The organism is Paenibacillus sp. NFR01, from assembly GCF_900111565.1.
Lineage (GTDB): Bacteria > Bacillota > Bacilli > Paenibacillales > Paenibacillaceae > Paenibacillus_AQ.
The window spans coordinates 3,939-30,144 of record NZ_FOIK01000007.1 but is presented as its reverse complement, the minus strand read 5'-3'; the positions used below and the strand labels follow the sequence as shown (position 1 = coordinate 30,144).

General features: G+C 57.2%; 22 protein-coding genes and 1 riboswitch. Of the genes, 2 read left to right on the top strand and 20 right to left on the bottom strand.

Annotated elements, in window-relative coordinates:
- Positions 1 to 67: 67 nt before the first annotated feature.
- Both BMW84_RS21635 and BMW84_RS21630 read left to right on the top strand, forming a co-directional pair.
- A complete protein-coding gene (locus BMW84_RS21635) occupies positions 68 to 766 on the top strand; it encodes a DUF1129 family protein (RefSeq protein ID WP_091071971.1) in 699 nt (232 codons plus the stop codon).
- Between the two features lie 40 nt (positions 767 to 806).
- The gene (locus BMW84_RS21630) at positions 807 to 1,733 is read left to right on the top strand and encodes a hypothetical protein (RefSeq protein WP_091071968.1); all 927 of its coding nucleotides are present in this window, start codon (positions 807 to 809) and stop codon (positions 1,731 to 1,733) included.
- Between the two features lie 75 nt (positions 1,734 to 1,808).
- Here BMW84_RS21630 and ilvA read toward each other — a convergent pair whose 3' ends face one another.
- The 20 genes from ilvA to BMW84_RS21530 form a co-directional block, all read right to left on the bottom strand.
- Positions 1,809 to 3,071: a threonine ammonia-lyase IlvA gene (gene ilvA, locus BMW84_RS21625; protein WP_091071965.1), complete on the bottom strand. Its 1,263-nt coding sequence runs from the start codon at positions 3,069 to 3,071 to the stop codon at positions 1,809 to 1,811.
- 157 nt (positions 3,072 to 3,228) lie between these two features.
- Positions 3,229 to 5,406 carry a methyl-accepting chemotaxis protein gene (locus BMW84_RS21620; RefSeq protein ID WP_175498974.1) on the bottom strand — a complete coding sequence of 726 codons (2,178 nt, stop codon included), beginning with the start codon at positions 5,404 to 5,406 and terminating at the stop codon, positions 3,229 to 3,231.
- Between the two features lie 370 nt (positions 5,407 to 5,776).
- Positions 5,777 to 5,986: an aspartyl-phosphate phosphatase Spo0E family protein gene (locus BMW84_RS21615; RefSeq protein ID WP_091071959.1), complete on the bottom strand. Its 210-nt coding sequence runs from the start codon at positions 5,984 to 5,986 to the stop codon at positions 5,777 to 5,779.
- Positions 5,987 to 6,116: 130 nt separating this feature from the next.
- The gene (locus BMW84_RS21610; RefSeq protein WP_091071957.1) at positions 6,117 to 7,481 is read right to left on the bottom strand and encodes a helix-turn-helix domain-containing protein; all 1,365 of its coding nucleotides are present in this window, start codon (positions 7,479 to 7,481) and stop codon (positions 6,117 to 6,119) included.
- A gap of 225 nt (positions 7,482 to 7,706) precedes the next feature.
- On the bottom strand, positions 7,707 to 9,020 hold the full coding sequence (locus tag BMW84_RS21605; RefSeq protein WP_091071954.1) for a tetratricopeptide repeat protein: 1,314 nt from the start codon (positions 9,018 to 9,020) through the stop codon (positions 7,707 to 7,709).
- A gap of 312 nt (positions 9,021 to 9,332) precedes the next feature.
- Positions 9,333 to 10,598, bottom strand: a complete 1,266-nt coding sequence (gene purD, locus BMW84_RS21600; protein ID WP_091071952.1) for a phosphoribosylamine--glycine ligase — start codon at positions 10,596 to 10,598, stop codon at positions 9,333 to 9,335.
- Positions 10,599 to 10,621: 23 nt separating this feature from the next.
- A complete protein-coding gene (gene purH, locus BMW84_RS21595) occupies positions 10,622 to 12,169 on the bottom strand; it encodes a bifunctional phosphoribosylaminoimidazolecarboxamide formyltransferase/IMP cyclohydrolase (RefSeq protein ID WP_091071950.1) in 1,548 nt (515 codons plus the stop codon).
- 242 nt (positions 12,170 to 12,411) lie between these two features.
- Positions 12,412 to 13,029: a phosphoribosylglycinamide formyltransferase gene (gene purN / locus BMW84_RS21590; RefSeq protein ID WP_091071948.1), complete on the bottom strand. Its 618-nt coding sequence runs from the start codon at positions 13,027 to 13,029 to the stop codon at positions 12,412 to 12,414.
- Positions 13,029 to 14,069, bottom strand: coding sequence for a phosphoribosylformylglycinamidine cyclo-ligase (purM, locus tag BMW84_RS21585; protein ID WP_091071945.1), 1,041 nt, complete (start codon positions 14,067 to 14,069; stop codon positions 13,029 to 13,031). Before purM ends, purN begins: the two co-directional genes overlap by 1 nt.
- Positions 14,070 to 14,640: 571 nt before the next feature.
- Positions 14,641 to 16,137, bottom strand: coding sequence for an amidophosphoribosyltransferase (gene purF, locus BMW84_RS21580; RefSeq protein WP_091071944.1), 1,497 nt, complete (start codon positions 16,135 to 16,137; stop codon positions 14,641 to 14,643).
- Complete coding sequence (gene purL, locus BMW84_RS21575) at positions 16,122 to 18,368, bottom strand: phosphoribosylformylglycinamidine synthase subunit PurL (protein ID WP_091071942.1); 2,247 nt, start codon at positions 18,366 to 18,368, stop codon at positions 16,122 to 16,124. Before purL ends, purF begins: the two co-directional genes overlap by 16 nt.
- Complete coding sequence (purQ, locus tag BMW84_RS21570) at positions 18,346 to 19,035, bottom strand: phosphoribosylformylglycinamidine synthase subunit PurQ (protein ID WP_091071940.1); 690 nt, start codon at positions 19,033 to 19,035, stop codon at positions 18,346 to 18,348. The genes purL and purQ overlap by 23 nt, the downstream gene beginning before the upstream one ends.
- Positions 19,036 to 19,040: 5 nt before the next feature.
- On the bottom strand, positions 19,041 to 19,286 hold the full coding sequence (gene purS, locus BMW84_RS21565; protein ID WP_091071938.1) for a phosphoribosylformylglycinamidine synthase subunit PurS: 246 nt from the start codon (positions 19,284 to 19,286) through the stop codon (positions 19,041 to 19,043).
- Between the two features lie 48 nt (positions 19,287 to 19,334).
- Entirely contained in the window at positions 19,335 to 20,225 is an 891-nt protein-coding gene (locus BMW84_RS21560) for a phosphoribosylaminoimidazolesuccinocarboxamide synthase (RefSeq protein WP_091071936.1), read from the bottom strand.
- 28 nt (positions 20,226 to 20,253) lie between these two features.
- Entirely contained in the window at positions 20,254 to 21,552 is a 1,299-nt protein-coding gene (purB, locus tag BMW84_RS21555; RefSeq protein ID WP_091071934.1) for an adenylosuccinate lyase, read from the bottom strand.
- 6 nt (positions 21,553 to 21,558) lie between these two features.
- Positions 21,559 to 22,887 (bottom strand): 5-(carboxyamino)imidazole ribonucleotide synthase, encoded by a 1,329-nt coding sequence (gene purK / locus BMW84_RS21550; protein ID WP_091071932.1) that lies wholly within the window; start codon positions 22,885 to 22,887, stop codon positions 21,559 to 21,561.
- The gene (gene purE / locus BMW84_RS21545) at positions 22,884 to 23,369 is read right to left on the bottom strand and encodes a 5-(carboxyamino)imidazole ribonucleotide mutase (RefSeq protein WP_091071931.1); all 486 of its coding nucleotides are present in this window, start codon (positions 23,367 to 23,369) and stop codon (positions 22,884 to 22,886) included. The genes purK and purE overlap by 4 nt, the downstream gene beginning before the upstream one ends.
- Positions 23,370 to 23,584: 215 nt before the next feature.
- Positions 23,585 to 23,686, bottom strand: a riboswitch (purine riboswitch).
- A 157-nt stretch (positions 23,687 to 23,843) separates the two neighbouring features.
- Positions 23,844 to 24,278 (bottom strand): universal stress protein, encoded by a 435-nt coding sequence (locus BMW84_RS21540; protein WP_091071929.1) that lies wholly within the window; start codon positions 24,276 to 24,278, stop codon positions 23,844 to 23,846.
- Between the two features lie 51 nt (positions 24,279 to 24,329).
- Positions 24,330 to 24,593 carry a DUF1294 domain-containing protein gene (locus BMW84_RS21535; protein ID WP_091071927.1) on the bottom strand — a complete coding sequence of 88 codons (264 nt, stop codon included), beginning with the start codon at positions 24,591 to 24,593 and terminating at the stop codon, positions 24,330 to 24,332.
- 96 nt (positions 24,594 to 24,689) lie between these two features.
- Positions 24,690 to 25,928, bottom strand: a complete 1,239-nt coding sequence (locus BMW84_RS21530) for an MFS transporter (RefSeq protein ID WP_254773088.1) — start codon at positions 25,926 to 25,928, stop codon at positions 24,690 to 24,692.
- Positions 25,929 to 26,206: the final 278 nt, after the last annotated feature.

The following is a 26,206-nucleotide window of genomic DNA, read 5'->3' as shown; positions in this document are numbered from 1 at the left end:
TCATTAGGCGGGCAAAATGGATGTCCTTGCACTCCGCATCCGTTACGTATACTCTAGAGGATAGGCCATGCCTATTTTATTTCTGGAGGTTTACTGCCGGCTTATGAACGTCAAAGAAATGATCAAACAAAATAATATTCTACGGGAACAAATGACGCCTTTTAACCGTTCTTATTATGAAGATATGCTGCTGGCGCTGCGGGCGAGCCGCGTGGACCGCATCCAGGCGGAAACACTGCTGCTGGAAGCGGCCGAGCTGCTGCTCCGAGAGCAAAAGAAAGGCAAAAACGCCAAGCAGGTATTCGGCGAGCAGCCGGAGGATTATTTCCGCGAGCTGATGAACAGCAAGCCGGAACGCAAGCCGCGCAGCGCCGCCTATCCATATGCGCTTATTCCCTGGGCGGCCTTAACCTGCCTCTTTGCCGCCCTCGCCGTCCTCGGGCTCATCTCCATTTGGGAGAGCGGGGCAGCCGGACATTTCGGCAGCATCAGCCTGTTCACGCTGCTGGCGGTTCCCGTCGGCTCCATCGTGCTCATCCAATTGCTGCTGAAATGGCTCGGCTCCCTCTCGGACAACGATGCGCCGAAACAGAGGACGTTTGACATCAAGGGACTCGGCATCTATGTCGCCCTTTCCGTCGTCGTTATTTTTGCCGGCCTCTTCCTGGACAAGCTGTTCCCGGTCATTACGATTTCGCCCTGGGTCAGTCTTGCGCTGGCCGTTGTAGGCGGGCTGGGATTGAAGTTTATCTTCTTCCGTTCTTAGTTCAGACTAACTTCATTATTCTATCGGGAGGAAACGCCTTATGAAGAAGCAACGGGTCTTTACTGCCGCCCTTACCGTCATCCTTCTCGGAACCACTACCGCCATGACTCTGCCTGCGGCCGTTCAAGCCGCGCCGGCTTCTGTTTCGTCCCAGACGACCAGCCATGCCGAAGCCGTCTATCAGGGAGCGCTGCCGCTTCTGGCATCCGGCAAGCTGCCGCAGGCCATCCAGTATTTGAACGGCAATATTTATGCCGTCGGGTCGTACCGGGCGACCGTTCTGGCGCTGAAGCTGGAGAACCTTCATAAGGCACTGCTCCCCGCCTGGCAGGACAAGTTGAGCAGCCCGGCGGTCCAGCGGAAGCTGACGGCGATCTACAAGCCGGGCATCAGCATGTCGGGATTGATCTCGGCGGCGTCCGATCCTGCGCTGCAGTCCCTATTGAAAAGCGCGGCGGAGAGCGGCTACAAAATCGAGACGGCCGAAGGCAGCTTTTTCCCGGTGATCGATTATGCCGCCTACCGCAAATACAAGCTGTACGTGACGGCGGACATCCGCGATTATATCAGCATTATGGCTGCCGAATCGGATCTGCCGCCTGCCAAGGACAACGGGCTGATCATCTCGTGGGCCGATGTCACCGCACGGACGCTGACTCAGGAGAAATTCACGTTGAACTATCCGAAATCCAACCGTTACGCCGCCGTAAAGGCGTTATACCAGAATTATGTTCTGAATACGTTCTACGGGTTAAACAATACGCCGCTGTTCCATTATGATAATCTGGAGATGGATCTGGAGGCGCAGAAGGCCTATGCCGGGATTCTCGCCAAATATCCGGACAGTGACAGCCCGTTCCTGAAGAAGCTGGACGGCCTGATGAAGCTGCTGAAGGAGAACGGCTACAAGCAGGACGACGCGGTACTGCAGTATTTGAAGGAACAGGTTCCACTCTCGCAGAAATAACCGCCCGATAAACCAAAAACTGCCCCATACACGCCGGTTAGCGGCGGTATGGGGCAGTTTGATTTATAGAGAAACTCAGATCAGCATGTTGAACAAATTGACGTCCTTGTTGATCTCCGTGAAATCAACGCCCTTCGCCTGCATCCGCTCAATCAGCGGCGTGTAATCTTCGCGCTGCAGCAGCTCAATGCCCACGAGGGCGGGACCGTTCTCTTTATCGTTTTTCTTCGTATATTCGAACCTTGTGATGTCGTCGTTCGGGCCGAGCACGCTGCTCAGGAATTCGCGGAGCGCTCCCGCACGCTGCGGGAAGTTGATCATGAAGTAATGCTTCAGTCCCTCATAGATCATCGAACGTTCCTTGATCTCCTGCATCCGGTCGATGTCGTTGTTGCCGCCGCTGACGATGCAGACCACCGTCTTGCCGACAATCTTGTCCCGGTACAGATCCAGCGCGGCAATCGGCAGCGAGCCGGCCGGCTCCACCACGATGGCGTTCTCGTTGTACATTTCCAGGATTGTGGTGCAGGCTTTGCCTTCCGGAACCTTCACCACATCGTCCAGCTGGCGGGCGCAAATATCGTATGTCAAGCCGCCGACCCGTTTCACCGCCGCGCCGTCGACGAATTTGTTGATCTCCTGCAGGGTGACCACTTCGCCGCGCTGGATCGCTTCGCTCATCGAAGCCGCGCCGGACGGCTCTACGCCGATCACCTTCGTCGAGGGGCTAACGGTCTTCACATAAGTAGCGACGCCGGCGGCCAGTCCGCCTCCACCGATGGTTACGAACACGAAATCGGCCGGCTTGTCCATGCTCTCCATGACTTCCATGGCAATCGTCCCGTTGCCAGCGATAATCCGCGGCTCGTCAAACGGATGGATCAGCGTCATGCCATGGTCGATGCAGGCCTGCAGGGCCTCGTCATAGGCATCGTCAAACGTATCGCCCTTCAGAATCACTTCCACAAACTCCCCGCCAAAGCGCCGGACTTGCTTGATCTTCTGGTTAGGCGTAGTGGATGGCATGTAGACTTTGCCTTTAATGCCGAGCGCTTTGCAGGAATACGCCACGCCTTGCGCATGGTTTCCGGCGCTCGCGCAGACGATGCCCTTCTTACGGTCTTCTTCGGACAAGCTGCGGATCATATTGTATGCGCCGCGGATTTTAAACGACCGGACAATCTGCAGGTCCTCGCGTTTCAAATACACGCTGCAGCCGTATTTGGCCGACAGCACCGCGTCAAGCTGCAGCGGCGTGCGGACAATAACCTCCCGCAGCACATGATGCGCCCGCACGATATCTTCCATTCCAACGATACGGCCTTCGCCTTCTCTCATGTCTTCCTCGCCTCACTGTCTCTAACTTATCAATACGCTTCTTGTAACATACTCTTATACGGCTTTTTTTTCAAGCATTGTCCTCCGTGGAAACACAAAAAACAGCCGCGAGTTCCCTCAAGGAAGACGCGGCTGTTCATTTAAGGCGATAAATGTTTTATGCCTTGAAGCGTGAGACCGCTTTGAGCAGCTCGGAAGCGCTGTGGCGGATCTCTTCCATCTCCGTAACGATGCCGCCGGATTTGCCGATGATCTGCTCGGCTTGGGCAGCGATGCTGCTTGCGCCCTCCGCACCTTCGCCGGTTGCAATGCTGGTCTCGCCGATCGCGGTCAGCATGCTCTGAATCGATACGAGCAACTGCCCCGACGTCTCGCTGAAGCCGGTCATTAGCTTCTCGATGTACCGGGCATCTTCGCTGTACTGCTCCCCGGTCGTCTGCATCGTGTTGTAGTCGCTTTGCACATGGCTGTCCATGAACTGCAGCATGCCTTCAGCGCTGCCCACCAGGCCGGCGACCGCGCGGACCACCGATTCCGTGACGTCCTGAATCTCGGACACGGTATCCCTCGCCCCCTCCGCCAGCTTGCGGATCTCCTCGGCTACGACGGCAAAGCCGCGTCCGGCTTCGCCCGCCCGCGCCGCTTCAATGGAAGCGTTCAGCGAGAGCAGATTGGTCTGCGAGGCAATCTCAAGGATGGCATCGGACAATACTTTAATTTGTCCGATCGTCCGCGACTGCTTGATCGCGCTGCGCAGATCGCGTTGTCCTTCCCGGTACGCGGCGTCCGCGCGCTCGCGGGCCAGATGCGAAGCCGTTTTGAGCCGTTCCGCCCGTTCGTTGATCTCGCGGGCGGCGACTGCGCCTTGCTCCGCTTGATGGGCGATGCTGCCGACGGCATGCTCGAATTCCGTCGTACTGGCGTTCATTTCTTCCATTGAAGCGGCTGTCTGCTGCAGACCCGCCGAAAGCTCTTCGGTAATCGCGGAAATATCGTTGATGCTGACGTCAAGCGAAAATACATTCTTCTCCGTATTGTCCACCGCGCCGGAGATGCTCTCCGACGTACGCTTGATCTCGGAGATCAGTGCCTGCTGCGTCGAGAGCATATCGTTGAAGCCGTCGGCCAGCAGGCCGATCTCGCCTTTGTCCCGTACCTTCGCCCGTGCCGACAGATCGCCGGCCATCGCCTGCTTGAACGCTGCCGTCAGCCGCGGAATCGGCTTCAGAATGCTGTTCGAGACGAAATACAGCAGCAGCGCCATCAGCACAAGCGAAGCCGCAATCGAAATGACAAAGATGACCTCAAAGCTCTGCAGCTCCTGTTCCGCCGCCTTCTGCGGAACGACAAGCGCTACCGACCATTGGTTGTCGACCACCGGGGCATAGGAGATATAGCTCGGGACGCCGTCCACGGTCGTCTTGAACACGTCGGAGCCCCATTGCAGCATCCGGTCGCCGACCTTCTCCCAGTCTTTTCCCAGCAGGCGGATCTGCTTGAGCAGGATATTGTCCGTATTCGGGTGGTAAATAAACGTACCCGATTTGTCGATCAATAATGCGTATCCGCTGTCGTTGTACTGGAAAGAGCTGAGCGCCGCAATGATCTGGTCGGTGGCAATATCAGCGCCTGCGACACCGATCAGCTGTCCGGTCTGATTCAGGATCGGCGCGCTGACGCTGACGACCATCTTGCCGGTAGCGGCATCGATATACGGATCGGTGACGGTTAAACGCTTGTTCTTGGCGGTAGTCGCATACCAGCCCCGTTCCTTCAGATTGTAATCGGCCGGCGGATCGAACTCGTCCTGTGTAACCAGCCGGTTGATGGAAGCCACGCCGACATAAACATTAAGCAGACTCTTGTTCCCGTTCTTGATCAGCTTAAGCGTCTGGATGAATTCCGGATAGCCTTCGGTTTCCTTCAGCGCATCGGCGGAAGGGACCCGGGTCAGGAAATCGCGGACATAGGCATTGGCATTCAGCAGCCCCACGCTGTCCGAGGCCGGCTGAAGCAGCTGGTCGATTTTGGCGCTGATTCCTGTCTTCTCGTACGTCAGGGAGCTATTCAAATCATCGACGATGATGTTCTTGGCATTGATGTAAATAATGACGGCGACAGCTACAAAGATAACCCCCACCGACATCAGCACCGTCACGAACAATTTGCCGCGAATGCCCATCCGAGCGAATCGCGAGAGCATCGCTTTGGGCAGCTTGGGTACAGCAGGTTTTCCGTTCTCTGCTTCACCGTTCAGCGGGTGCGTAGTCGATTCCATAAGCTCAGGCTGCGGGCCGCTCACAGCCTTTTCATTCTTTCTTTTCCACAAGGGCATAGCGTTTCCGCCTCCTCCTAAAAGTTCAAGCAATACTCCTACGCATACTGTAGTGAGTCTCGCATTATTTCGACTTATTTCGGCAATTCTCTTCTTCATCCCTTTAACGTTTCGCCGTGAGCTGTGAAAATAATGTGACCATGTCATGTTTTTTCACAAATTTCCATGAATAAACAAACATTTTCATTTATAAAATGCGAAGTTTTCCCTTAGGATTGTATTCATCGGCTGATTCAAATTGCAGGAGTAAGGTTATATGTCAGAAGGGAGTAATAGATTTAGACGTCATTCGAGGATAGGAAAAAGAGGGCTATTCCGTTTTAGCCGCTGCAGCATCAGAATAGCCTCATGCCAAACAGAGTCGACCGGATTAATAGCCCCCGTATTGCAAATTGCTGACCGTCGGCAAACACTCTCGGGTCTGCCCGTAAAACATCCGGTTGTACTGGTTGATGAGCTCGTCCAAAACCATGGATTGGCGGATAAAACAAGGATGTCCCAAGCCGTACTGGTATTGGAGATTGTTAAGCTCCCGGCGGACTTCCTCCATGGCATTTCGCAAGGATTCTTCAATACTCATGTGTTATCACCCCTTAATTGAATATGATACTGAGTTATGCCTAATTTCGGATAATAATTATTTGCATATATAATATTTTACAAAGTTAAAGACCGGCCGCTTGGCCGGTCTTTAACTTTACCGCAATGCGTTACACAGGCATCAAATCCATTATACTGCGGTATTCCTGCACGGCTTCCGGCGTGGCATAGTCACGGTACTGCTCGAACAGCCTCACGCACCGCAGCATGCAGGCGTTGTCGTTTAAGGAAGCGTATTTGGTCAATGCATTTGTCAGGCACACCAGCCCTTGGACATGCCGCTGACGGGAAAAATGGTATCGGGCCATTTCATACATCATATTGGCACAGCGGTCATTAATCAGCTGTTCCGTATATTTGACGCCCGTAACCAGGTTGTCCGACAAATCCGCCAGATCCTTTTCGAAATACTGCAAAATGCTGTCCACGTTCATCCCGTACTGGTTGGCCGCACGTATAATATGCAGCAAGCCGATCGGCAGGTTCTCGATTCTGGCTTCGATATGGGCCACATAATCCCACAACACGCTGTCGTCCCCGGACATCAGCTTCGTCACATAGGTGCTGGACTGCGCCCAGTCCATGAAGAGTCCGACCCAATATGCCGTCTCCTGATGATCCTCCTCTGCGAGACTTAGCTCGGTGGAGATATCGACCCACTGCAGCGCCACGCCATGGTCGCCCCGTTCGTCGCACACATTGGCCCGAAGCAGATTGGATATCGCCAGATAAGAGAACAGCGGGTACTCCGGTTGTTTACGCGGTTCCTGCCGCTTGCGTCCGGTCTGATTGGTCAGCAGCAGCTGAATTTTGGCCTTATAGGCCAGCTCCTCGGCGATCCGGTCTACCTTGTCCCAGCGGCGGAGCAGATGATAGGTATTGGCCAGATCCTTCAAGGCGTCCAGCTGGTCCACTTCATCCAGGCGGTCCACATAAGGCTCGAATTGTAGCGCGGCCTGCAGATTGGCACTGGGGTCCTGGCCCAGCCGCAGCGAGAATAACCGGTATTGGCAGAAAGCCAGCCGCTCGGAATGCTGTCTGCGTTCGCTGGCCGCCACGCCGGTGTACAGCACCTCGGCCGCTTCCTTTTTCCCCTCTGAGAAAAAGACCTCGGCCACCTCGAACAACAGCGGGGAGTACATTAGATTATCCAGCAGCATTTGCACCATCCGGCGGATGCAATCCAGCTTGTCCAGCTCTGCGCAGCGCAGCACGAAGGGCTTGACCCGGCGCCAATTCGGAACCGTATCCACCATGCATTCCCTAAGATATTCATCGTAGAAAAAACCTTCGGGGTAGCCCAGCACCGCGGTCATCCGGTCCAGCTGATCGACGGACATTACGCGGCTTCCCTTTAGGATCGAACTTACCGTACCTGCATTTAATCCGGCTTTTTGACCCAGCTGGCTGAAGCTAAGCCGTTCCCGTCCGATAAAATCCTTCAGCTCCGTGCGAATCGTGGTTGTGTGGTCCAAACCTAACCAACCCCCTAAAGGTCCCATTTTGGAAATGATGACAAAGGCCCGATGTTCGCCGATCCTTGCGCAAATCTCCCAGTGTATTACAAATATACCCAGAAGGAGAACGGCGGGTCAACATAATTCTCGGATCATCGAAACGCTTTCGCAAGGGTGAAAAAAGACCTGCAGCCGCAAAGGCCACAGGTTTCTCGTTTTGTATATTGGCAGATAATGCGGGCGTTATTGCTTCAGCATCCACTTCAGCAGCTCCGGCATGCCGGCCCACAGGCGGGAATGCATAATGACATATTCGATCGCTTCATTGGAATCGCCCATACCGACAAAATCCGGCAAATTATTCGGCAGGCGCTTCACGCCGAGCAGATAATCCGGGACATGCTTGTTAATGCCTTTGGCGACGCGGTACAGCATTTTGAGCTGCGAGGTCAGACCGTTCTTCTTATATTCCAGCACCATCCGCGCGTATGCGAAAGCTGCCGCATTGTCTTCTTTTCCGTATTTCTTGATGATCCGCTCCGCATCATTCAGCTTGTTCGTGTGCAGATAAGCGGCAATCAGCAGATAGCGGGCGCCGACATTGTCTCCGGGACTCAGCTCCAGGATGTGCTCCAGCATGGAAGCCGCTTCGGCGGCGTCTCCGCCCAGCCAGCAGGCTTCGGCATAACTCTTGCAGACACGGATATACGGCCGGGTCTCGTTCAACTCCCAGAAGTGCCCTTTATGCTGGGTGAAAAAGAGTTCGCCGAGTTCGCGTTTACCTGCGGCGATGCCTGCCTTCAGCAACCCGCGCACTTCCGCTTCATCCTCGCACTCCTCGGCCAGAATCAGGTAGGCGTCGGCGCTGTCCGGATACAGCTTCAGCGCGGCTTCGGCCAACTGCACGCGGCGTTTGGCGGCATGCGTGTCCATTGCCTGATAGATCAGCGCCTGCGCTTGCTCCTTCGGGCTGCCGGCGCCCTGCGCCGAAGCCGGCGCCTGCAGATCGCCGCCCATGCCGAACTCTTCCACATAGCCCAGCAGTTCTTTCACCTTACGGGAGATCGTGCCTGCAGTCACTTCGTATTTGGCGGCAAGCTCTGTCTGCGAGACGTTCAAGCCGTATTCTTCCGACAGCAAATATTCAATCGCTGCACAGAACGACCCCATCTTCTTCACCGCCGGCTTGTTGTGCCGGGAGAACCCGTTCCACAACACCAGCGCTTCGAAAATCAGCTCACGGTCGTAGGATTCGCGCATCTTGTCGATCAAATGCAGCGCCAGCTCCTGATGGGAGGGCTGCTCCCAGCTCAGCTCGCCGGTTACCAGCTTCTTAAGCTTAGGCAAAGTAAGCTTGAGCGTTGGTTCAGGAACGTCAGCCGCCACCGCTGCGCCAGCTGCCGCTTCGATCGCCGCTGTACCCAGCACGACTGGGTCATCCTGGGTCACCAGACGCAAAATCGATTCTACTGCGGACGTTTCTTTGCCCAGACAGCACTTTTTGTATTTGATCCCGCTGCCGCACGGGCATAACTCGTTTCTTCCAACCTTACTCAAACCTAATTCCTCCTTAAATAAAACACCCCACAAAGTGGAGCTTTAACTATGCAGCATATTTAAGTACTTTGCGGGGACCCCGGAGACTTATAAATGCTATAAGCTTAAAAAAGGCCTTTCCATGAAAGGAAAGACCCTTTATCTGTATTTATTCCGTACATTTTCCCCCGTACGAGTTGTATTATAGCACCTCTGCCGCCGCTTGTCAGTCCTTTTTTAGGACTTCGCTCGTGAATTTTCGCCTAATGGCGATGGCCATCTGAGAATATAGTCGGACCGCGCAACCGTAATGCGTAAACCGACCCGGTCCTTTCAGACCAGCGCTTTCATGGCGATGTCACTGCGGCATTGCTTGCCGGCAAAAGAGATCCCTTCGGCCTTTTTATACGCCGCTTCGCGCGCTTCGGCAATCGTCGCGCCTCTGCCGACAACGCCGAGCACACGGCCGCCGTTCGTCACCCAGCCGCCGTCCGCAGAGCGGGCGGTTCCGGCGTGGAATACGAGACCGGCTTCTTGGTCGTCCAGGCCGGTTATCGGCACGCCCTTCGGATACGTTCCCGGGTAACCTTCGGAAGCAAGCACCACGCAGACCGCCGCCTCGTCGCTCCACTCGATGTCGGTATCCTTCAGCCGGCCTTCCGTGACCGCCAGGAAGATCTCCAGCAGATCGCTTTTCAGCCGCGGAAGCACGACCTGGGTCTCCGGGTCGCCGAACCGGGCGTTGAATTCAATCGTCTTCGGCCTGCCGTCCGGCGAAATCATCAGGCCGGCAAACAGCACGCCGCTAAAGCTGCGGCCTTCCGCTACCATCGCTTTGGCCGTCGGCTCGATGATCGTCTTCACAGCCTCCTCGATAATGGAGGCCGGGATATGCGGCAGCGGAGAATAGGTGCCCATACCGCCGGTATTCGGGCCCTTATCGCCGTCGAACACCGGCTTGTGATCCTGCGCGGCTGCCATCGGGCGCACCGTCTCGCCGTCCACGAACGCAAGGATCGACATCTCCTGCCCGGCCAGGAATTCCTCGATGACGACTTGGGCGCCGGCTTCGCCGAACACTTTGTCGACCATAATGTGACGGAGCGCTTCTTCCGCTTCTTCGCGCGTATAAGCGACGGTCACGCCTTTACCGGCGGCCAGTCCGTCCGCTTTGATAACGATTGGCACGTCTTGTGCGCGCAGATAGGCCAGCGCTGCTTCATAATCGCCGAACTTCTCATACGCGGCAGTCGGGATGCCGTATTTATGCAGCAGATCCTTCATGAACGTTTTGCTGCCTTCGATTTCCGCCGCGTTACGGCGCGGGCCGAAGACCTTGATGCCCTGCGCCTCGAAGGCATCGACAATGCCCGCCGCCAGCGGATCATCCGGCCCGATGACGACGAGGCCGACCTCGCGTTCTTTGGCGAACGCCGTCAGCTTGTCGAATTCAAACACGCCGATCGGTACGCATTCGGCCAGCTGCGCGATTCCGGCATTGCCGGGGGCGCAGTAGATTTTTCCCGCGTTCGGGCTTTGCGAGAGGCTCCAGATGATCGCATGCTCGCGGCCGCCGCCGCCCACTACTAAAATATCCATCCGCGCTGTGTCCTCCCCGCGTCCTAGTGTTTGAAATGACGCACGCCGGTGAAGACCATGGCGATGCCGTATTCGTTGGCGACCTTAATCGATTCTTCGTCCTTCACCGAGCCGCCCGGTTGAATGACAGCGGTGATCCCTGCCTTGGCGGCAAGCTCCAGCGTATCGCCCATAGGGAAGAAGGCGTCGGACGCAAGGACGGCTCCCTTCGCTTTGTCTCCGGCCTGCTCGATGGCGATTTTTGCCGCACCGACGCGGTTCATCTGTCCGGCCCCGACGCCGATCGTCATGTCGTCCGCCGCCAAAACGATGGCGTTGGATTTCACATGCTTAACGACCTTCCAGCCGAACAGGAGCTGCTTCAACTCCTCTTCTGTCGGCTTGCGGTCCGTCACCACTTGCAGGTCTTCGGCATTCACCGAATGCACGTCGCTCTCCTGCACGACCATGCCGCCCTCGATAGAGGTCACGACAAAGTTGCTTTGGCGCGCGGCGCCGGTGCTGAGATTGCCGAGCTTGAGCAGACGGATATTTTTCTTCTTCGTCAAAATCTCCAGCGCTTCATCGGTAAAGCCCGGCGCCAGAATGATCTCCAGGAAGATTTCCTTGAGCAGGTTGGCCGTATCCGCATCGATAATGCGGTTGGCAGCGACAATTCCGCCGAAGATCGAGGTCGGGTCGGCATTATAGGCTTTTTGGTAAGCTTCATACACGCTTGCACCCACGCCTACACCGCAAGGATTCATATGCTTAACGGCGACAACGGCCGGCTCCTCGAATTCCTTAACGATTTGCAGCGCCGCATTAGCGTCGTTGATGTTGTTGTAGGACAGCTCTTTGCCATGCAGCTGCTCGGCGGCAGTCAAAGAATCCGCGGCAGCCAGCGGCTTGCGGTAGAACGCGGCCTTTTGATGCGGGTTCTCGCCGTAACGCAGATCCTGCACCTTCTCGTAAGTCACCGTATAACGCTCCGGCAGCGGGTCGCCGGTCACTTTAGCCAGATAATCGGAGATCAGCGCATCATAAGCTGCGGTATGGCGGAAGACTTTGGCGGCTAGGCGTTTACGCGTTTCAAGCGTCGTATCGCCGCCCGCGCGCACTTCTTCCAGCACGGCCGCATAATCCGCAGAATCGACGACGACGCTGACGAACGCATGGTTTTTCGCTGCCGAACGCAGCATTGTCGGTCCGCCGATGTCGATATTCTCGATCGCCTCTTCATAAGAAACATCCGGCTTGGCAATCGTAGCCGCAAACGGGTACAGGTTCACGACGACCAGATCGATATAATCCAGCCCGAGCTCCTGCATCTGGCGGGTATGCTCCTCATTGTCACGTACCGCAAGCAGTCCGCTATGTACCGCAGGGTGCAGTGTTTTCACGCGTCCATCCATAATCTCCGGAAATCCGGTAACGTCGGAAATGCCGATGACCGGCACGCCTTCCTTGGCCAGCAACGTGCTGGTACCGCCTGTGGAAATAATCTCTACGCCCAGTTTCGACAGCTCGCGGCAAAATTCCACGATCCCCTGTTTGTCCGACACGCTGACCAGCGCTCTTTTGATACTCACTTTGATATTTCCTCCTCCGGGTAATGTGAATGCGTACTTCAGTGACTTTATGAAAACATATTAATTTCGCTAAATTCAGCAGCCGCGCAACATTTGGCGATGTCTACGTGCAATTGGTGCGCCATCCGACATTTCTGGCAGCCTTGAGCGCTATTTCCCGAGAAATATCGGATGGCGGCAGCTTCGTCCGAAGAAGGCGAACCTTGTCGCCGCTCCGCGATTTAGCTGTGATCCATCTGCGATCATCTGCGCTTAAAGACTGCTGTTCTTCCGTGTAATTCAATGTTTCCGGCAGCCAGCTCCGCCACTACTTCAGGATACAGTTCATGCTCGATCTCATGAATCCTTGCCGCCAGCGAATCCGCCGTATCCCCAGGTTCAACCGCAAGGGGACGCTGCGCGATGACCGGACCCGTATCCATGCCGCCATCGACAAAATGCACCGTTACGCCCGTTACCTTTACGCCGTAATTCAGCGCCTGGCCGATGGCATCCTTACCGGCGAACGCCGGAAGCAGCGAGGGATGGACGTTCACGATCCGGCCGGCAAAAGGCTCCAGCAGCACCGGCGTAATCAGCCGCATGTAACCTGCCAGAACGATCAGGCCAATCCCGCGTTTTTGCAGTTCGGCTACGATCGCCGCTTCATAGCGCTCGCGGCTGGCAAACTCCTTCGGGCGCAGCAGCAGCGTTGGCACGCCCGCTTCTTCCGCCCGCTTGGCGACCGGCGCTTCCGGTTTGTCGGAGACGAGCAGCTCGATGCGCCCCGGCCCGAGCCGTCCTGCCCGTTCCGCTTCTGCCAGTGCGGCAAAATTGCTCCCTTGCCCGGAGGCGAAAACGGCGATGCGGTCCGGCCGCATTACACCTCAGCTCCCGTAAAGGTCACCTTGCGTTCGCCGGCCGTTACCGTTCCGATCACATAAGCTTCTTCCCCTGCAGCCTTCAGTGTATCCAGCGCCCGCGCCGCATCTGCTTCGTTCACGACCAGCACAAGGCCGATCCCCATGTTGAAGGTGGTGAACATATCGCGGTTGCTGACGCTGCCTTTTTGCTGGAGCAGCCCGAAGATTGGCAGAATCGGCCAGGAGCCGTAGTGAATCTCTACATTCACATGATCCGGCAAGACGCGCGGAATATTCTCGATAAAGCCGCCTCCGGTGATGTGAGCCATGCCTTTAACCGGCAGCGCTTCGAGCAGCTTAAGCAGCGGTTTGACATAAATTTTCGTCGGAGCCAGCAGCACGTCGACCAGCGGCGCGCCCAGTTCCGGCAGTACTTGATCCAGCGCGTAACCGCCGTCGTCCAGCAGCAACTTGCGCACGAGCGAAAATCCGTTGCTGTGCACGCCGCTGGAGGCAAGACCGATTACCGTATCTCCCGGAGCAATGTCGGCGCCAGTTACCAGCTTAGCCTTGTCGGCAACACCTACCGTAAATCCGGCGATATCGTATTCGCCGGCCGAGTACATGCCCGGCATTTCCGCCGTCTCGCCGCCGATCAATGCGCAGCCCGCCTGATGGCAGCCTTCGGCAATCCCCGCCACGATGGCTTCGATCTTCTCGGGCACCACTTTATCGCAAGCCAGATAATCGAGGAAAAACAGCGGCTCCGCGCCCTGCACGACGATGTCGTTCACGCACATCGCCACCGCATCGATTCCGATGGTGTCATGACGGTCGGCAGCAAAGGCAATTTTGAGCTTGGTGCCAACGCCGTCGGTTCCCGAGACGAGCACAGGCTCTTCATATTTGTCTTTGTTCAGGCCAAACAAGGCGCCGAACCCGCCAAGCTCGGTCATGACCTCCGGGCGGTAAGTGCGCTTCACATGTTTCTTCATGCGTTCCACGGCTTCATTGCCAGCTGCAATATCCACTCCGGCGTTTTTATAAGCTTCCGACAAACGTAACACCTCATTTAATTAGTTTTGTGTGCAGGGTGTTGCGGGGCGAAGAAGGCTTGGGTTGGTGGCCATAGGGGCCATTACGGGAAGTTTGGACTTCCGATCGCTGTTAAATTTGGATTTCCTGAATTAAACCGCCGCTGCGGTTGAAATCCAAATTTAAAGGCGAACGCTACGCTTCTCCAGTTCCAAACTTCCTCTCCATGGCCACCAGGCCACCGTAGGCAGACCTTAATCGCAAGCCGCAGCGCCACGCGCACGCCTTGCCCGTAGTTACTCGCGCATGTGCAAGGCCATGCGTGTCATCAGGCGAGCTCACCGCCGAACTTGCAGAGCAAGCAGGACAGGGGCGCAAGCCTTGGGTTGCCCTGGCGGGGGCCCGAAGGCCGCCCGGGGCGCGGACGCCTTTAAGCGTATCCCGCCTGTGCGCAGCATACAGGGATAAAGCGAGCCCTGCGCCAGCGCTTCCTTAGCAAGAAAGGACCAAACTCCCACCGCCAAGCTTTCGGGTGGCCGGAGGGCAGCGCTCTCGGAATCCCCCTTGGCAAGGGGGACTTAGGGGGAGGGAAACTTAGCAACTGCAGCCGTCCTTCTCTTCCCCGCCGAAATCCACCTGCGTTGGGTAATCGTTATCGAAGCAGGACAGGCAAAGCCCGCCTTTGTAATCGCCGATATTATGGCCGCCCACGGATTGGATCAATCCTTCGGGCGAGAGGAATGCCAGCGAATCGGCGTTGATCTCCTCGCGCATCTCTTCGATCGACTTGTAAGAAGCGATCAGATCGCGGCGGTCCGGCGTGTCGATGCCGTAGAAGCAAGGGTTCTTGAACGGCGGCGACGTAATCCGCACATGGACTTCCACCGCTCCGGCTTCGCGCAGCAGGTTGACGATCCGGCGCGAGGTGGTGCCGCGCACGATGGAGTCGTCGATCATGACGACGCGCTGGCCTTCCACGACCCGGCGCACGGCGCTCAGCTTCATCTTCACACCCTGCTCGCGCAGCTCCTGGCTCGGCTGGATAAATGTCCGGCCGGTATATTTGTTCTTGATCAGTCCGAGCTCATAAGGAATGCCCGTCTGCTCGGCATAGCCGATCGCCGCAGAGATACTGGAATCCGGAACGCCGGTTACGATGTCGGCGTCCACGAACGATTCGAGCGCCATCCGGCTGCCCATCCGCTTGCGGACGGTGTGCAGGTTGGAGCCATTCATGTCGCTGTCCGGGCGCGCGAAGTAGATGTACTCCATCGCGCACAGCGCCTTGCGCTGCGGCTCGGCGAACCGGTCTTCGCGCATGCCGTCCCGGTCGAGCACCAGCAGCTCGCCCGGCAGGATATCGCGGACCAGGGTGGCCCCGATCACTTCCAGCGCGCACGACTCGGACGCAAATACATAGGCTTCGCCGATGCGGCCCATGACTAGCGGACGCAGTCCGTTCGGATCCGAGGCCACGATCAGCTTGTCGTTCGTCATCAGCAGGAAGGCAAAGCCGCCGACCAGCTGGCGCAGCGCGTCTTTGCTCGCCTCGACGAAATCCTTCGGCGAGCGCGCGATCAGATGCGCCAGCACCTCGGTGTCGCTGGTCGTCTGGAAGATCGACCCGCTTTGCTCCAGTTGTTTGCGGATCAGCGGCTCGTTGACGATGTTGCCGTTCGTCGCGATCGCCAGATCGCCGTCGCGGTATTTAAAGATCAGCGGCTGGGCGTTGGTCAGCCGGCTGTCGCCGCTGGTGGAATAGCGTACATGTCCGATGGACATGCCGCCGACCAGCGACGCGATCTTGTCCTTGTCGAATACTTCCTTCACCAGGCCCATGCCGCGGTGATAGTTGAACTGCTTGCCGTCGGTGACGCAGATCCCGGCGCTTTCTTCGCCGCGGTGCTGCAGGGCATGCAGGCCATAATACGACATGGAGGCCGCCTCCGGGTGTCCGAAGACCCCGAAGACGCCGCATTCTTCTTTTAAAGTGTCAAAAATATCGCCCGAGACCGTGCCCTCATTGTAATACTCGCCGGTCCACAGGATAGGGTCCGCCTGCTTGTTCCCGGTCTTTATTTCATAAGACATGGAATAGCATCCTCCCAAACTTGTTTGAGTCCGCTCACTTCTTCATCCAGCGCAGCTGTGCCGTCCAGATGGACGCGCAGCCGGTCGCCGCCGACGGTGCCGATGATCTCTACCGGCACGCCCGCTGCGGCAATTACGGCTTTCAGCTCGTCGGCACGGGCCGGCGAAGCGGTCAGCAGAATGCGCGACTGGCTTTCGCTGAACAGCGCCACATCATGGCGCAGCGATCCTGCGGACAGCTCCACGTTCGCGCCGATGCGGCCGCCGATGCAGCTTTCGGCCAGCGCGGCTGCGAGGCCGCCTTCGGACAGGTCATGCGCCGAGGTCACAAGGCCTGCGCGGATCGCTTCGAGCACGGCGCCATGCAGCTTTTGCTCGGTCGCCAGGTCGAGCGCCGGCGGGCGGCCTTCCGTTACGCCGTGTACGGCATATTGGAATTCGCTGCCGCCCAGCTCGGCGTACGTGGTGCCCAGCAGCAGAATGGCGTCGCCTTCCTGCTTGAAAGCTTGCGTCGTAATATGGTCGGTATCTTCAACCAGACCTACCATGCCGACAACCGGGGTCGGATAGATGGCTCCGGTGGCATTTTCATTGTAAAGGCTGACGTTGCCGCCGATAACCGGCGTATCCAGCACGCGGCAGGCTTCGGCCATGCCGTCGACGGCTTTTTCCATCTGCCAGAAAATTTCCGGCTTCTCCGGACTGCCGAAGTTCAGGTTGTCCGTAATCGCCAGCGGCTTCGCGCCGGAGCAGACAATGTTGCGCGCCGCTTCGCTGACGGCGATCCGTCCGCCGACTTCCGGGTCGAGATACACATAACGCCCGTTGCAGTCGGTCGTCATCGCGAGTCCCTTACGCGTGCCGTGAATGGTTACCACCGCGGCATCGGAGCCGGGACGGACAGCGGTGCTCGTACGCACCATGTAATCGTATTGATTGTACACCCATGCCTTGCTGGCCACCGTCGGCGAGCCCAGCACTTTGCGCAGTGCGCCGCCAAGGTCTGTAACCTCTTCGTAGCGCAGCGTATCCACCTTAGCGTTGTCTTCATAATAAGCGGGAACCGCCGAAGGCTTCTTATAAATCGGACATTCGTCTACGAGCGCCTTCACCGGCATATCGCCGACGATTTCGCCGTGATGGTACAGCTTCAGGCGGCCGTCGTCCGTGACTTTGCCGACCTTGCAGCAGATGACGCCCCAGCGGTCGAAAATCTCCTGCGCCTGCGCTTCATCCTTCGGCTCGACAACGAACAGCATCCGTTCCTGGGATTCCGACAGCATCATTTCATAAGGAGTCATGCCTTCTTCACGCTGCGGCACTTGATCCAGATACAGCTCCAGGCCGTTTCCGGCTTTGCTCGCCATCTCCGAGCTGGAGCAGGTCAGGCCGGCGGCACCCATATCCTGAATGCCCAGCACAATGCCGGTATCGATCAGCTCCAGGCAGGCTTCCATGACGAGCTTCTCCATAAATGGATCGCCAACCTGCACCGCCGTCTTTTTCGCTTCAGATTCTTCGCTCAGCTCCACGGAAGCAAAGGTAGCGCCGTGAATGCCGTCACGTCCGGTAGGAGGTCCGACATAGAACACCGGATTGCCTACACCCCTGGCGACGCCGCGCTGGATTTTGTCATGGTCGATCAGGCCGACGCACATTGCGTTGACGAGCGGATTGCCGTCGTAGCTGTCGTCGAACATGATTTCCCCGCCCACCGTCGGGATGCCGATGCAGTTGCCATAGCCGGCGATGCCGGACACGACATGCTCGAACAAATATTTGGCCCGGTCGCTCTCCAGCTTGCCGAAGCGCAGCGAGTTCATTAAGGCTACCGGTCTTGCGCCCATGGAAAATATATCGCGGATAATCCCGCCCACGCCGGTCGCCGCGCCTTGATACGGCTCTACCGCTGACGGGTGGTTATGGCTTTCGATTTTGAACACGACCGCCTGGTTGTCGCCGATATCGACGATCCCCGCGCCTTCGCCCGGCCCCATCAGGACGCGCGGTCCGCTGGTCGGGAAGCGGCTGAGGAGCGGCTTCGAATTTTTATAGGCACAGTGCTCGGACCACATGACGCTGAACACGCCGATCTCCGTATAATTCGGTAGGCGTCCCATGAACTGGGTGATCAGTTCGTATTCGCTGTCCGACACACCGAATTGGCTGTAAATTTTCTGCTCCGCGATTTGCTCCGCGGTCGGCTCCTTAACGGATAGCTGCTGCGTCATAACGATCCCTCCATGTCTTGAGAATGGATGTAAACATCCGTTTGCCGTCTTCGGAGCCGAGCAGGCTGCTCACCGCGCGCTCCGGATGCGGCATCATGCCGACGACGTTGCCGTTCACGTTGCTGACGCCCGCGATATCGGACAGCGAGCCGTTCGGGTTCTCGCCGTATGTGAACACGATCTGGTTGTTCTTTTGCAGCTCAGCCAGCGTCTCCTCGTCGCAATAGTAGTTTCCTTCGCCATGGGCAATCGGAATGACGATCTCCTCGCCTTCCGCATAATCGATAGTAAACGGGGTTGTATTATTCACGACCTTAAGCACCGTGTCATGACAGCGGAATTTCATCGACGTGTTGCGCAGCAAAGCGCCTGGCAGCAGGTTCGCCTCGGTCAGGATTTGGAACCCGTTGCAGATGCCCAGTACGAACTTGCCCTGCTCCGCCGCTTTGGCCACTTCCGCCATTACGGGAGCAAAACGGGAGATCGCCCCGCAGCGCAGATAATCGCCGTAAGAGAAGCCGCCCGGCACCAGAATGCAGTCATACGCCGACAGGTCGGTCGAGGTATGCCACACATAATCCACCGGTTCGCCCAGCGTGTCTTCCACTGCTTTATAGCAGTCGATGTCGCAATTGGAGCCCGGAAAAACAAGTACAGCAAATTTCATGACGTTTAGTCCTCCAATTCGTAGCGGTAATCCTCAACCACCGTGTTGGCCAGCAGCTTCTCGCACATATCCTTGAGACGGGCTTCGGCTTCCGCGCGGTTATCGGTATCCAGCGTCAGCTCCATGTATTTGCCGATGCGCAGGCTTTCCACTTCCTGAAAACCCATGGAATGCAGCGCGCCTTGCACGGCTACGCCCTGGGGATCGAGCACGCTTTTTTTGATGGTGACATAAACGGTCGCTTTTAACATTGCTAGTAGTTCCTCCTAAAATAAAGTGGGCTTGAATTACGTTTGCGTTTACAGGGCCTTGCCGGTCAGACGGTGATAAATATCGAGATAACGGCGGGTCGTTTCTTCCACGACCTCTGCGGGAAGCGGGTCCGGCGTGCTGTTCTTATCCCAGGAAGAAGCGGATAAATACGTGCGTACCGGCTCTTTGTCCATGCTGTCGATTTCAATGTCCAGAGCGAAGTTCTCTTTGGCCCAGAAGCGGGAAGCGTCGGGCGTAAAAATCTCGTCGATCAAAATGACCTTACCGTCCAGAATGCCGAATTCGAATTTGCAGTCGGCCAGGATAATGCCGCGCTCCGCGCAGTATTCCCGGGCAAAAGCAAACAGCTTAAGGCTCTTCTCCTTCAGCTCCAGCGCAAGCTCCACGCCGACCAGCTCCTGCATCCGTTCGAACGGGATATCTTCGTCGTGGCCGACATCGTTTTTGGCCGCCGGGGTAAAAATCGGCTCCGCCAGCTGCGCATTTTTGCGCAGTCCTGCCGGAAGCGCGATGCCGTTGACCTTGCCGGTCGCCTGATACTGCCGCCAGCCGCCGCCCGTAATGCAGCCGCGCACCACGCATTCGATGTCGATCCGCTCGGCTTTGCGTACCACCATGATCCGGTTGCGCAGCGCTTCGCGGTCGCGGACGATGCCGCCCAGCTTGTCCACGTCGATATGCACGACATGGTTGTCGATCAGATCATGCGTCACGCCGAACCAAAACGCGCTCAGGCGGTTCAGCACATTGCCTTTTTCCGGCACTGCCGGCTCCAGCACATAATCGAAAGCCGAGATGCGGTCGGTGACCACAACGAGCATTTCTTCCCCCAAATCATACAACTCGCGAACTTTTCCTTTGTAAATCAACGGCGCATCGATGAGCTCCACGGCAGTGGCTACAGCCGGATGTGTCATGACCTTTCCCCCTTAAGGCTTCAGCATATTAATCAATAAGGCCCAGCTTGCGGAAAATCGTATCGACATGTTTTAGATGCCAAGCCGGGTTAAACGCATCGACGATTTCTTCCGGACTGAGGACCGAAGTAATCTCCGGCGTCGCTTCCACGATGTCGCGGAAATGGGTTTGCGTCTCCCAAGCCTGCATGGCCCGCGGCTGCACCGTGTCATACGCTTGCTCACGGCTGAAGCCCTTGTCGATCAGCTTGGTCAAAATCCGTCCGGAGAACGGAACACCGTAGGTGCGCTCCATGTTGCGCTTCATATTGTCCGGGAATACGGTCAGGTTCTTCACGATATTGCCGAAGCGGTTCAGCATGTAGTTCAACAGCATGGTCGCATCCGGCAAAATGATCCGCTCCACCGAGGAGTGGGAAATGTCGCGTTCATGCCACAGCGTTACGTTCTCGTATGCGGAGATCATATGGCCGCGGATGACGCGGGACAGGCCGGAGATGTTCTCGCAGCCGATTGGGTTGCGTTTATGCGGCATCGCCGAGGAGCCTTTTTGTCCTTTGGCAAAAGCTTCTTCGACCTCGCGGATCTCGCTCTTCTGCAGCGCGCGGATTTCAGTCGCGAACTTATCGAGCGAGGTGGCGATCAGCGCCAGCGTCGCCATATATTCGGCGTGGCGGTCGCGCTGCAGCGTCTGCGTCGAAATCGGCGCCGGGCTGGTGCCCAGCTTGCGGCAGACAAATTCTTCGACGAACGGGTCGATGTTGGCATAGGTTCCGACCGCACCGGAGATTTTGCCGAATTCGACACCCTTCGCGGCATGGCGGAAACGGTCCAGGTTGCGTTTCATTTCTTCCAGCCACAATGCCAGTTTGAGGCCGAAGGTCGTCGGCTCGGCATGGACGCCGTGGGTGCGTCCCATCATCGGCGTATCTTTGTAGGCAATGGCTTTATTTTTGAGAATTTCGATGAAATTCAGAATGTCCTTCTCCAAAATCTCGTTCGCCTGGCGCAGCAGGTAACCGAGCGCCGTATCTACCACGTCGGTGGAGGTCAGGCCGTAATGGACCCATTTGCGTTCGTCGCCGAGGCTTTCCGACACGGCGCGGGTAAAAGCGATGACATCGTGACGCGTTTCGAGCTCGATTTCGCTGATGCGGTCGATGTCGAATTTCGCGTTCTGCCGTAGCTTGACGGTGTCCTCTTGCGGGATGACACCCAGTTCGGCCCAAGCTTCGCAGGCGCAAAGCTCGACTTCCAGCCAGGCGTTGAACTTATTTTCTTCGGTCCAGATGGCCCGCATTTCCGGTCTGCTGTAACGTTCGATCATAGGATTTCAGTTCCTCCAAAGGTTAGTTTCCTCTACCCAGGACAAGCCGTCTTGCGTGTCCTTGCAGAGCAGGTTGATGTGGCCCATTTTGCGGCCGGTTTTGCTTTCGGTTTTGCCGTATATATGAAGCTTAGGGCTGACGCCCAGCCGGTTTGCGGCTTCATCCGGTTCAGTGATGCGCTGGACTGCGCCTTCGAGATGCTGTCCGAGAATGTTGACCATGACCACCGGACTGGTGAGCGAGGTGTCGCCGAGCGGCAAATTGCAGATCGCCCGCACATGCTGCTCAAACTGCGAAGTCACGCAGGCATCCATCGTGTAATGCCCGGAGTTATGCGGGCGCGGCGCCAATTCATTGACGAACAACTCGCCGTCCTCCGTCACGAACATCTCTACCGCCAGCAGCCCGACCGTCTCCAGTCCGGCGATCAGCCGCTCGGCCAGCTCGCAGGCCCGCCGCTGCAATTCCTCCGGTACTCTTGCGGGCACGATAGACAGGTGCAGGATGTTGTTGACGTGAATGTTCTCCGCAGGCGGGAAGCTTTTGACTTCTCCCGACGCGCTGCGGGCCGTCACGACGGAAATTTCGCACTGGAACTTGACGAATTTCTCCAAGACCAGCTCGGGAACCGGCACTCCGTCCAGGTCCGCGCCCGGCGCCACCTGCCGGAACGCGGCATCCAGCTCTTCCGGCTGGCGGATGACGGCCTGCCCTTTACCATCATAGCCCCCTGTGGCGGTCTTCAGCACACAGGGCAGGCCAAGCTCTTCCGCCGCCGACTGCAGCTCGGCAAGGCTGCCGACCGCCCGGTACGGGGCGACCGGCACGCCTGCCGCCTCGATGGCGGCTTTCTCGCGCAGCCGGTGCTGGGTCGTATACAGCAGCCGGCTGCCTTGCGGCACGTACGCTTCCTCCGTCAGCAGCGCGGCTACGCCCGCGTCGACGTTCTCGAATTCGTACGTGATCACGTCCGAGCGGCGCGCCAGCTCGCGCGCCGCCTCGCGGTCATCGTACGCCGCGGTGATCTGCGGCGACACCTGACCGCACGGCGCATCCGGCGCAGGGTCCAGCGCCACGAAGCGGTAGCCCATGGCGCTGCCGGCCAGCGCCATCATGCGCCCGAGCTGGCCGCCGCCGAGCACGCCGACCGTCGCGCCGGGCGCCAGCGTCCGCGCCGAGCGCTTCACATCGGCCACATGCGCGTGCTCAGCGCCGCCGCTTGGAACTGCGTAACTCGCTGCTTCGCCGGCATTTCCGCTCTCCGTCCCGCCGCGATCCGCTGCGTATCGCCGCTCTGCCGCGCCATCCGGCTTCCGTTCCTTCCAGCCGCTCATAGGCTATCGCTGCTTTCCAGCACGGCCGCGGTCAGCGCTTCGCGCCGCTGCCGCAGGCGCTCCTGCACCTCAGGCTCATACGCGCCGATCATTTGCGCCGCGAGCAAACCGGCATTCACCGCTCCGGCCTTGCCGATCGCCACAGTCGCCACCGGAATGCCGCCCGGCATCTGGACGATGGAGAGCAGCGAGTCGAGTCCGCTCAGCGCTTTGGACTGCACCGGTACGCCGATGACCGGCAGGAGCGTCTTTGCCGCCACCATGCCCGGCAGATGCGCCGCGCCGCCCGCGCCGGCGATAATCACGCGCAGCCCGCGGCCCGCCGCCTCCTCTGCATACGTAAACATCAGGTCCGGCGTGCGATGCGCCGAAACCACCTTTTTCTCATAGGGTACGCCCAGCTCTTCAAGCACTGCACAGGTATGCTCCATCGTCTCCCAGTCCGATGTGCTGCCCATGATGACGCCAACTTGCACAGACATGATTTCAGCCTACCTTCCATTCCAGATTGAACTTCTCTATTATTCCATAATACCGAAAAAAAAAGCCTGGATTCCAGACGCAACATGCTGCGGGTGGACCCAGACTACAAAGGAATGAGAGGTCAGACCTGCCCGGAGCGCGATTCGCTCGCGCAAAAATCCGGTTGCGGGCGCGCCGTCTGCCGCCCCTTGAACAGAGCGGTGCATCTAGCGCCGAAGCCTTCCCTATTCCTCGTAGTCCGGCAGTTTACGGTTACCGGGTAGAGACTTCCGGGCCATATTCCCGGATATATACGAGCTCTTCATAGATTCAGTTTAACAATGCCCTACACGAGATGTCAACTTAAACACGAACATTGTAATAATCAGGATGAAAATCGTTCGCTTTTAGGCACATCTCCCGCGCAGTTTCGACATCGCTCGCCGCCTGCCGCGCAGAAAAAAAGAGCGCCTAGGCGCTCTTTTCCCGCTATATTATTTAACGACCAGCACCGGAATGCGCGCGTTTTGTACGACGTTATGGCTGACGCTGCCGAGCACGAACTCCCGGATACCGCCAAGTCCGCGGCTGCCGATCACAATCACGTCTACCGCCTGCTCCTTGGCATAATTCAGCACTACCTCGGCAGGAGGCCCCTGCACCATATCCACGGTCGCATTCAGACCTTCGGCTTCCAGCCGGCTTTTTACTTCTTCCGTCGTTTGCACGGCAAGATCATAATAGTCCTTGTTCACCGATGCCGGCACCGGCGCGATCGCTTCCCCGATAAAAAACCGTGGAAAATCATACGCATGCACGACATACACGGAGGAACCCGGCGTCACCTTGGCAAGTTCAATGGTCCGCTCCAGCGCTTTGTTGGAAGCTTTGGAACCGTCATAGGCAAGCAAAATTTTTGAGAATAACATGTGTGCCACCTCTTTTGCGAAGAATATGTTGCCCAAATCCTCATTAACCCGTTACCTTAAAAAGTAACCATAGAGTACCATGTTGAGCAGCAGCAGAAGCGGAATGCCGATCCGGAAGGAAGCGTGGCGCGTCTTGTGGCGTTTGCGGTACATGGCGATCAGGACGCCGAGCGATCCGCCCATAAAGGCCAGCAGAAACAACGTCCGCTCCGGCACCCGGTCCCTCCGTTTACGGGCTTTGTTCTTGTCTTCCGACATCACCACATAACCGATCACATTAATAATCACAAACCAGAACAAGACAAGTCTTACCATTCCCCTTACAGGCCTCCCCCGCCGCGAGCGGCTAGCTCTATTTCTATTATAGTCCCCTTCTTGCCGAAAAACCAATTTGTCCCGCACACGGCTTGCCTATTTCGCGAGCTCTTTTGCCGAAGACTCTTTCCGCTCTTTCATCCACAGGAAGGACAACACCGCCGCAAGCGCGGCAGCGATGGCTCCAAGCCAGAACCCGCCGGTCAAGCCGTATTCCGCGCTCATCCAGCCCGCCACAAACGGCCCGCCGGACATGCCGATGGCATAAACCGCCTGATAAAAACCCATGGCCGTTGCCCGTTTGGCCGGCTCCACGCTAGCCACTGATTTGCCCAGCAATAACGGAAAAATCAATCCCTGCATAAAACCGTTGCCAATCTGCGTCGCGCATAGCGCGAGCAATGTCGGCATGGAGGGAATCAGCAGCGTAAACAAGGCGCTTCCGGCAAAACCGAGCATCAGCGTTCCGCGATCGCCCAGCCACCGGCCGAACATCCGCGAACCGTACAGCGTAGCCAGCGCATGCGGCAGCATAAACGCCAGCGTCAACCAGCCGAGGTCGCCTTTGCTGGCCCCGATGTCCAGCGCCTGATTCGGCGTATAGCCGAACATCGTAATAAACAGCACGCAATGCGCCAGTACCGACAGCAGCGATACCTTTACCAGCAGCGGCTCCTTAATGACAGACGCCAAATCCTTGAGCCGGATCGCACTCGCCTGCGGATCCCGCCGTTGCTCCGGCAGCCGGAAGCTCAGCAGAATGGCCGCGACCGCCACGATGGTACCGGCAATAAATGGGGCATGCCAGCCCCAGTGATCGACCATATACCCGCTGATCATCATGCTGGTCAATTGGGCAACGACCGTCGTAAACTGCAGCATCGCCATCGCCGAACCGGCTTCTTCCTTTTTGAAATATCCGCTGAACATCACGGAGTATACGACCCAGGCCGATGCGGCGATCCCCGACACGGCCCGGGCGGCCAGCGCCCAGCCGGGCTGCGAGCCGGCCATAAACAGCAGGCAGCTCCCGCCGCTGGCGATTAGCCCAAGCATAATAAACGGACGGCGCCGGTTGAGCAGATCCGAACCGATACCGATCGGCACGCGAAACAGGATCTGCATCAGGCCGTAGATGCCAAGCACCGCTCCAACCATGACGTAAGAGGCACCAAGATGCTCCACGTACGGCGACAATACCGGAACATAGATATAAGAAGAGAACCAAAACATAAATACAATCACGAGGAAAAAGAGTCTGCTGCTCCGTTGCTGCTTGGCTTCCTGCTCTCCTTGCCTTTCTTCAACTTGCTGCTGTACCGCTGACACTGACACGCTATCACCCGCTCAATCCGATATACGGGCAGCCGACAATATTTCCGGCTGCCCAAAGATATTTGTTTTACTCTTTTGGTTTTACTCTTTTGGTTTTACTCTTTAGGTTTAATCTTTTGGTTTTACTCTTTGGGTTTACTCTTTGGGTTTGCTCTTTTGGTTTTACTCTTAGTTTTGCTCTTTTGATTTTGCTCTTTGGGTTCTACTCATTGGTTTTACTCTTTGGTTTTACTCTTTAGTTTTGCTCTTTGGGTTTTGCTCTTTTGGTTTTACTCTTT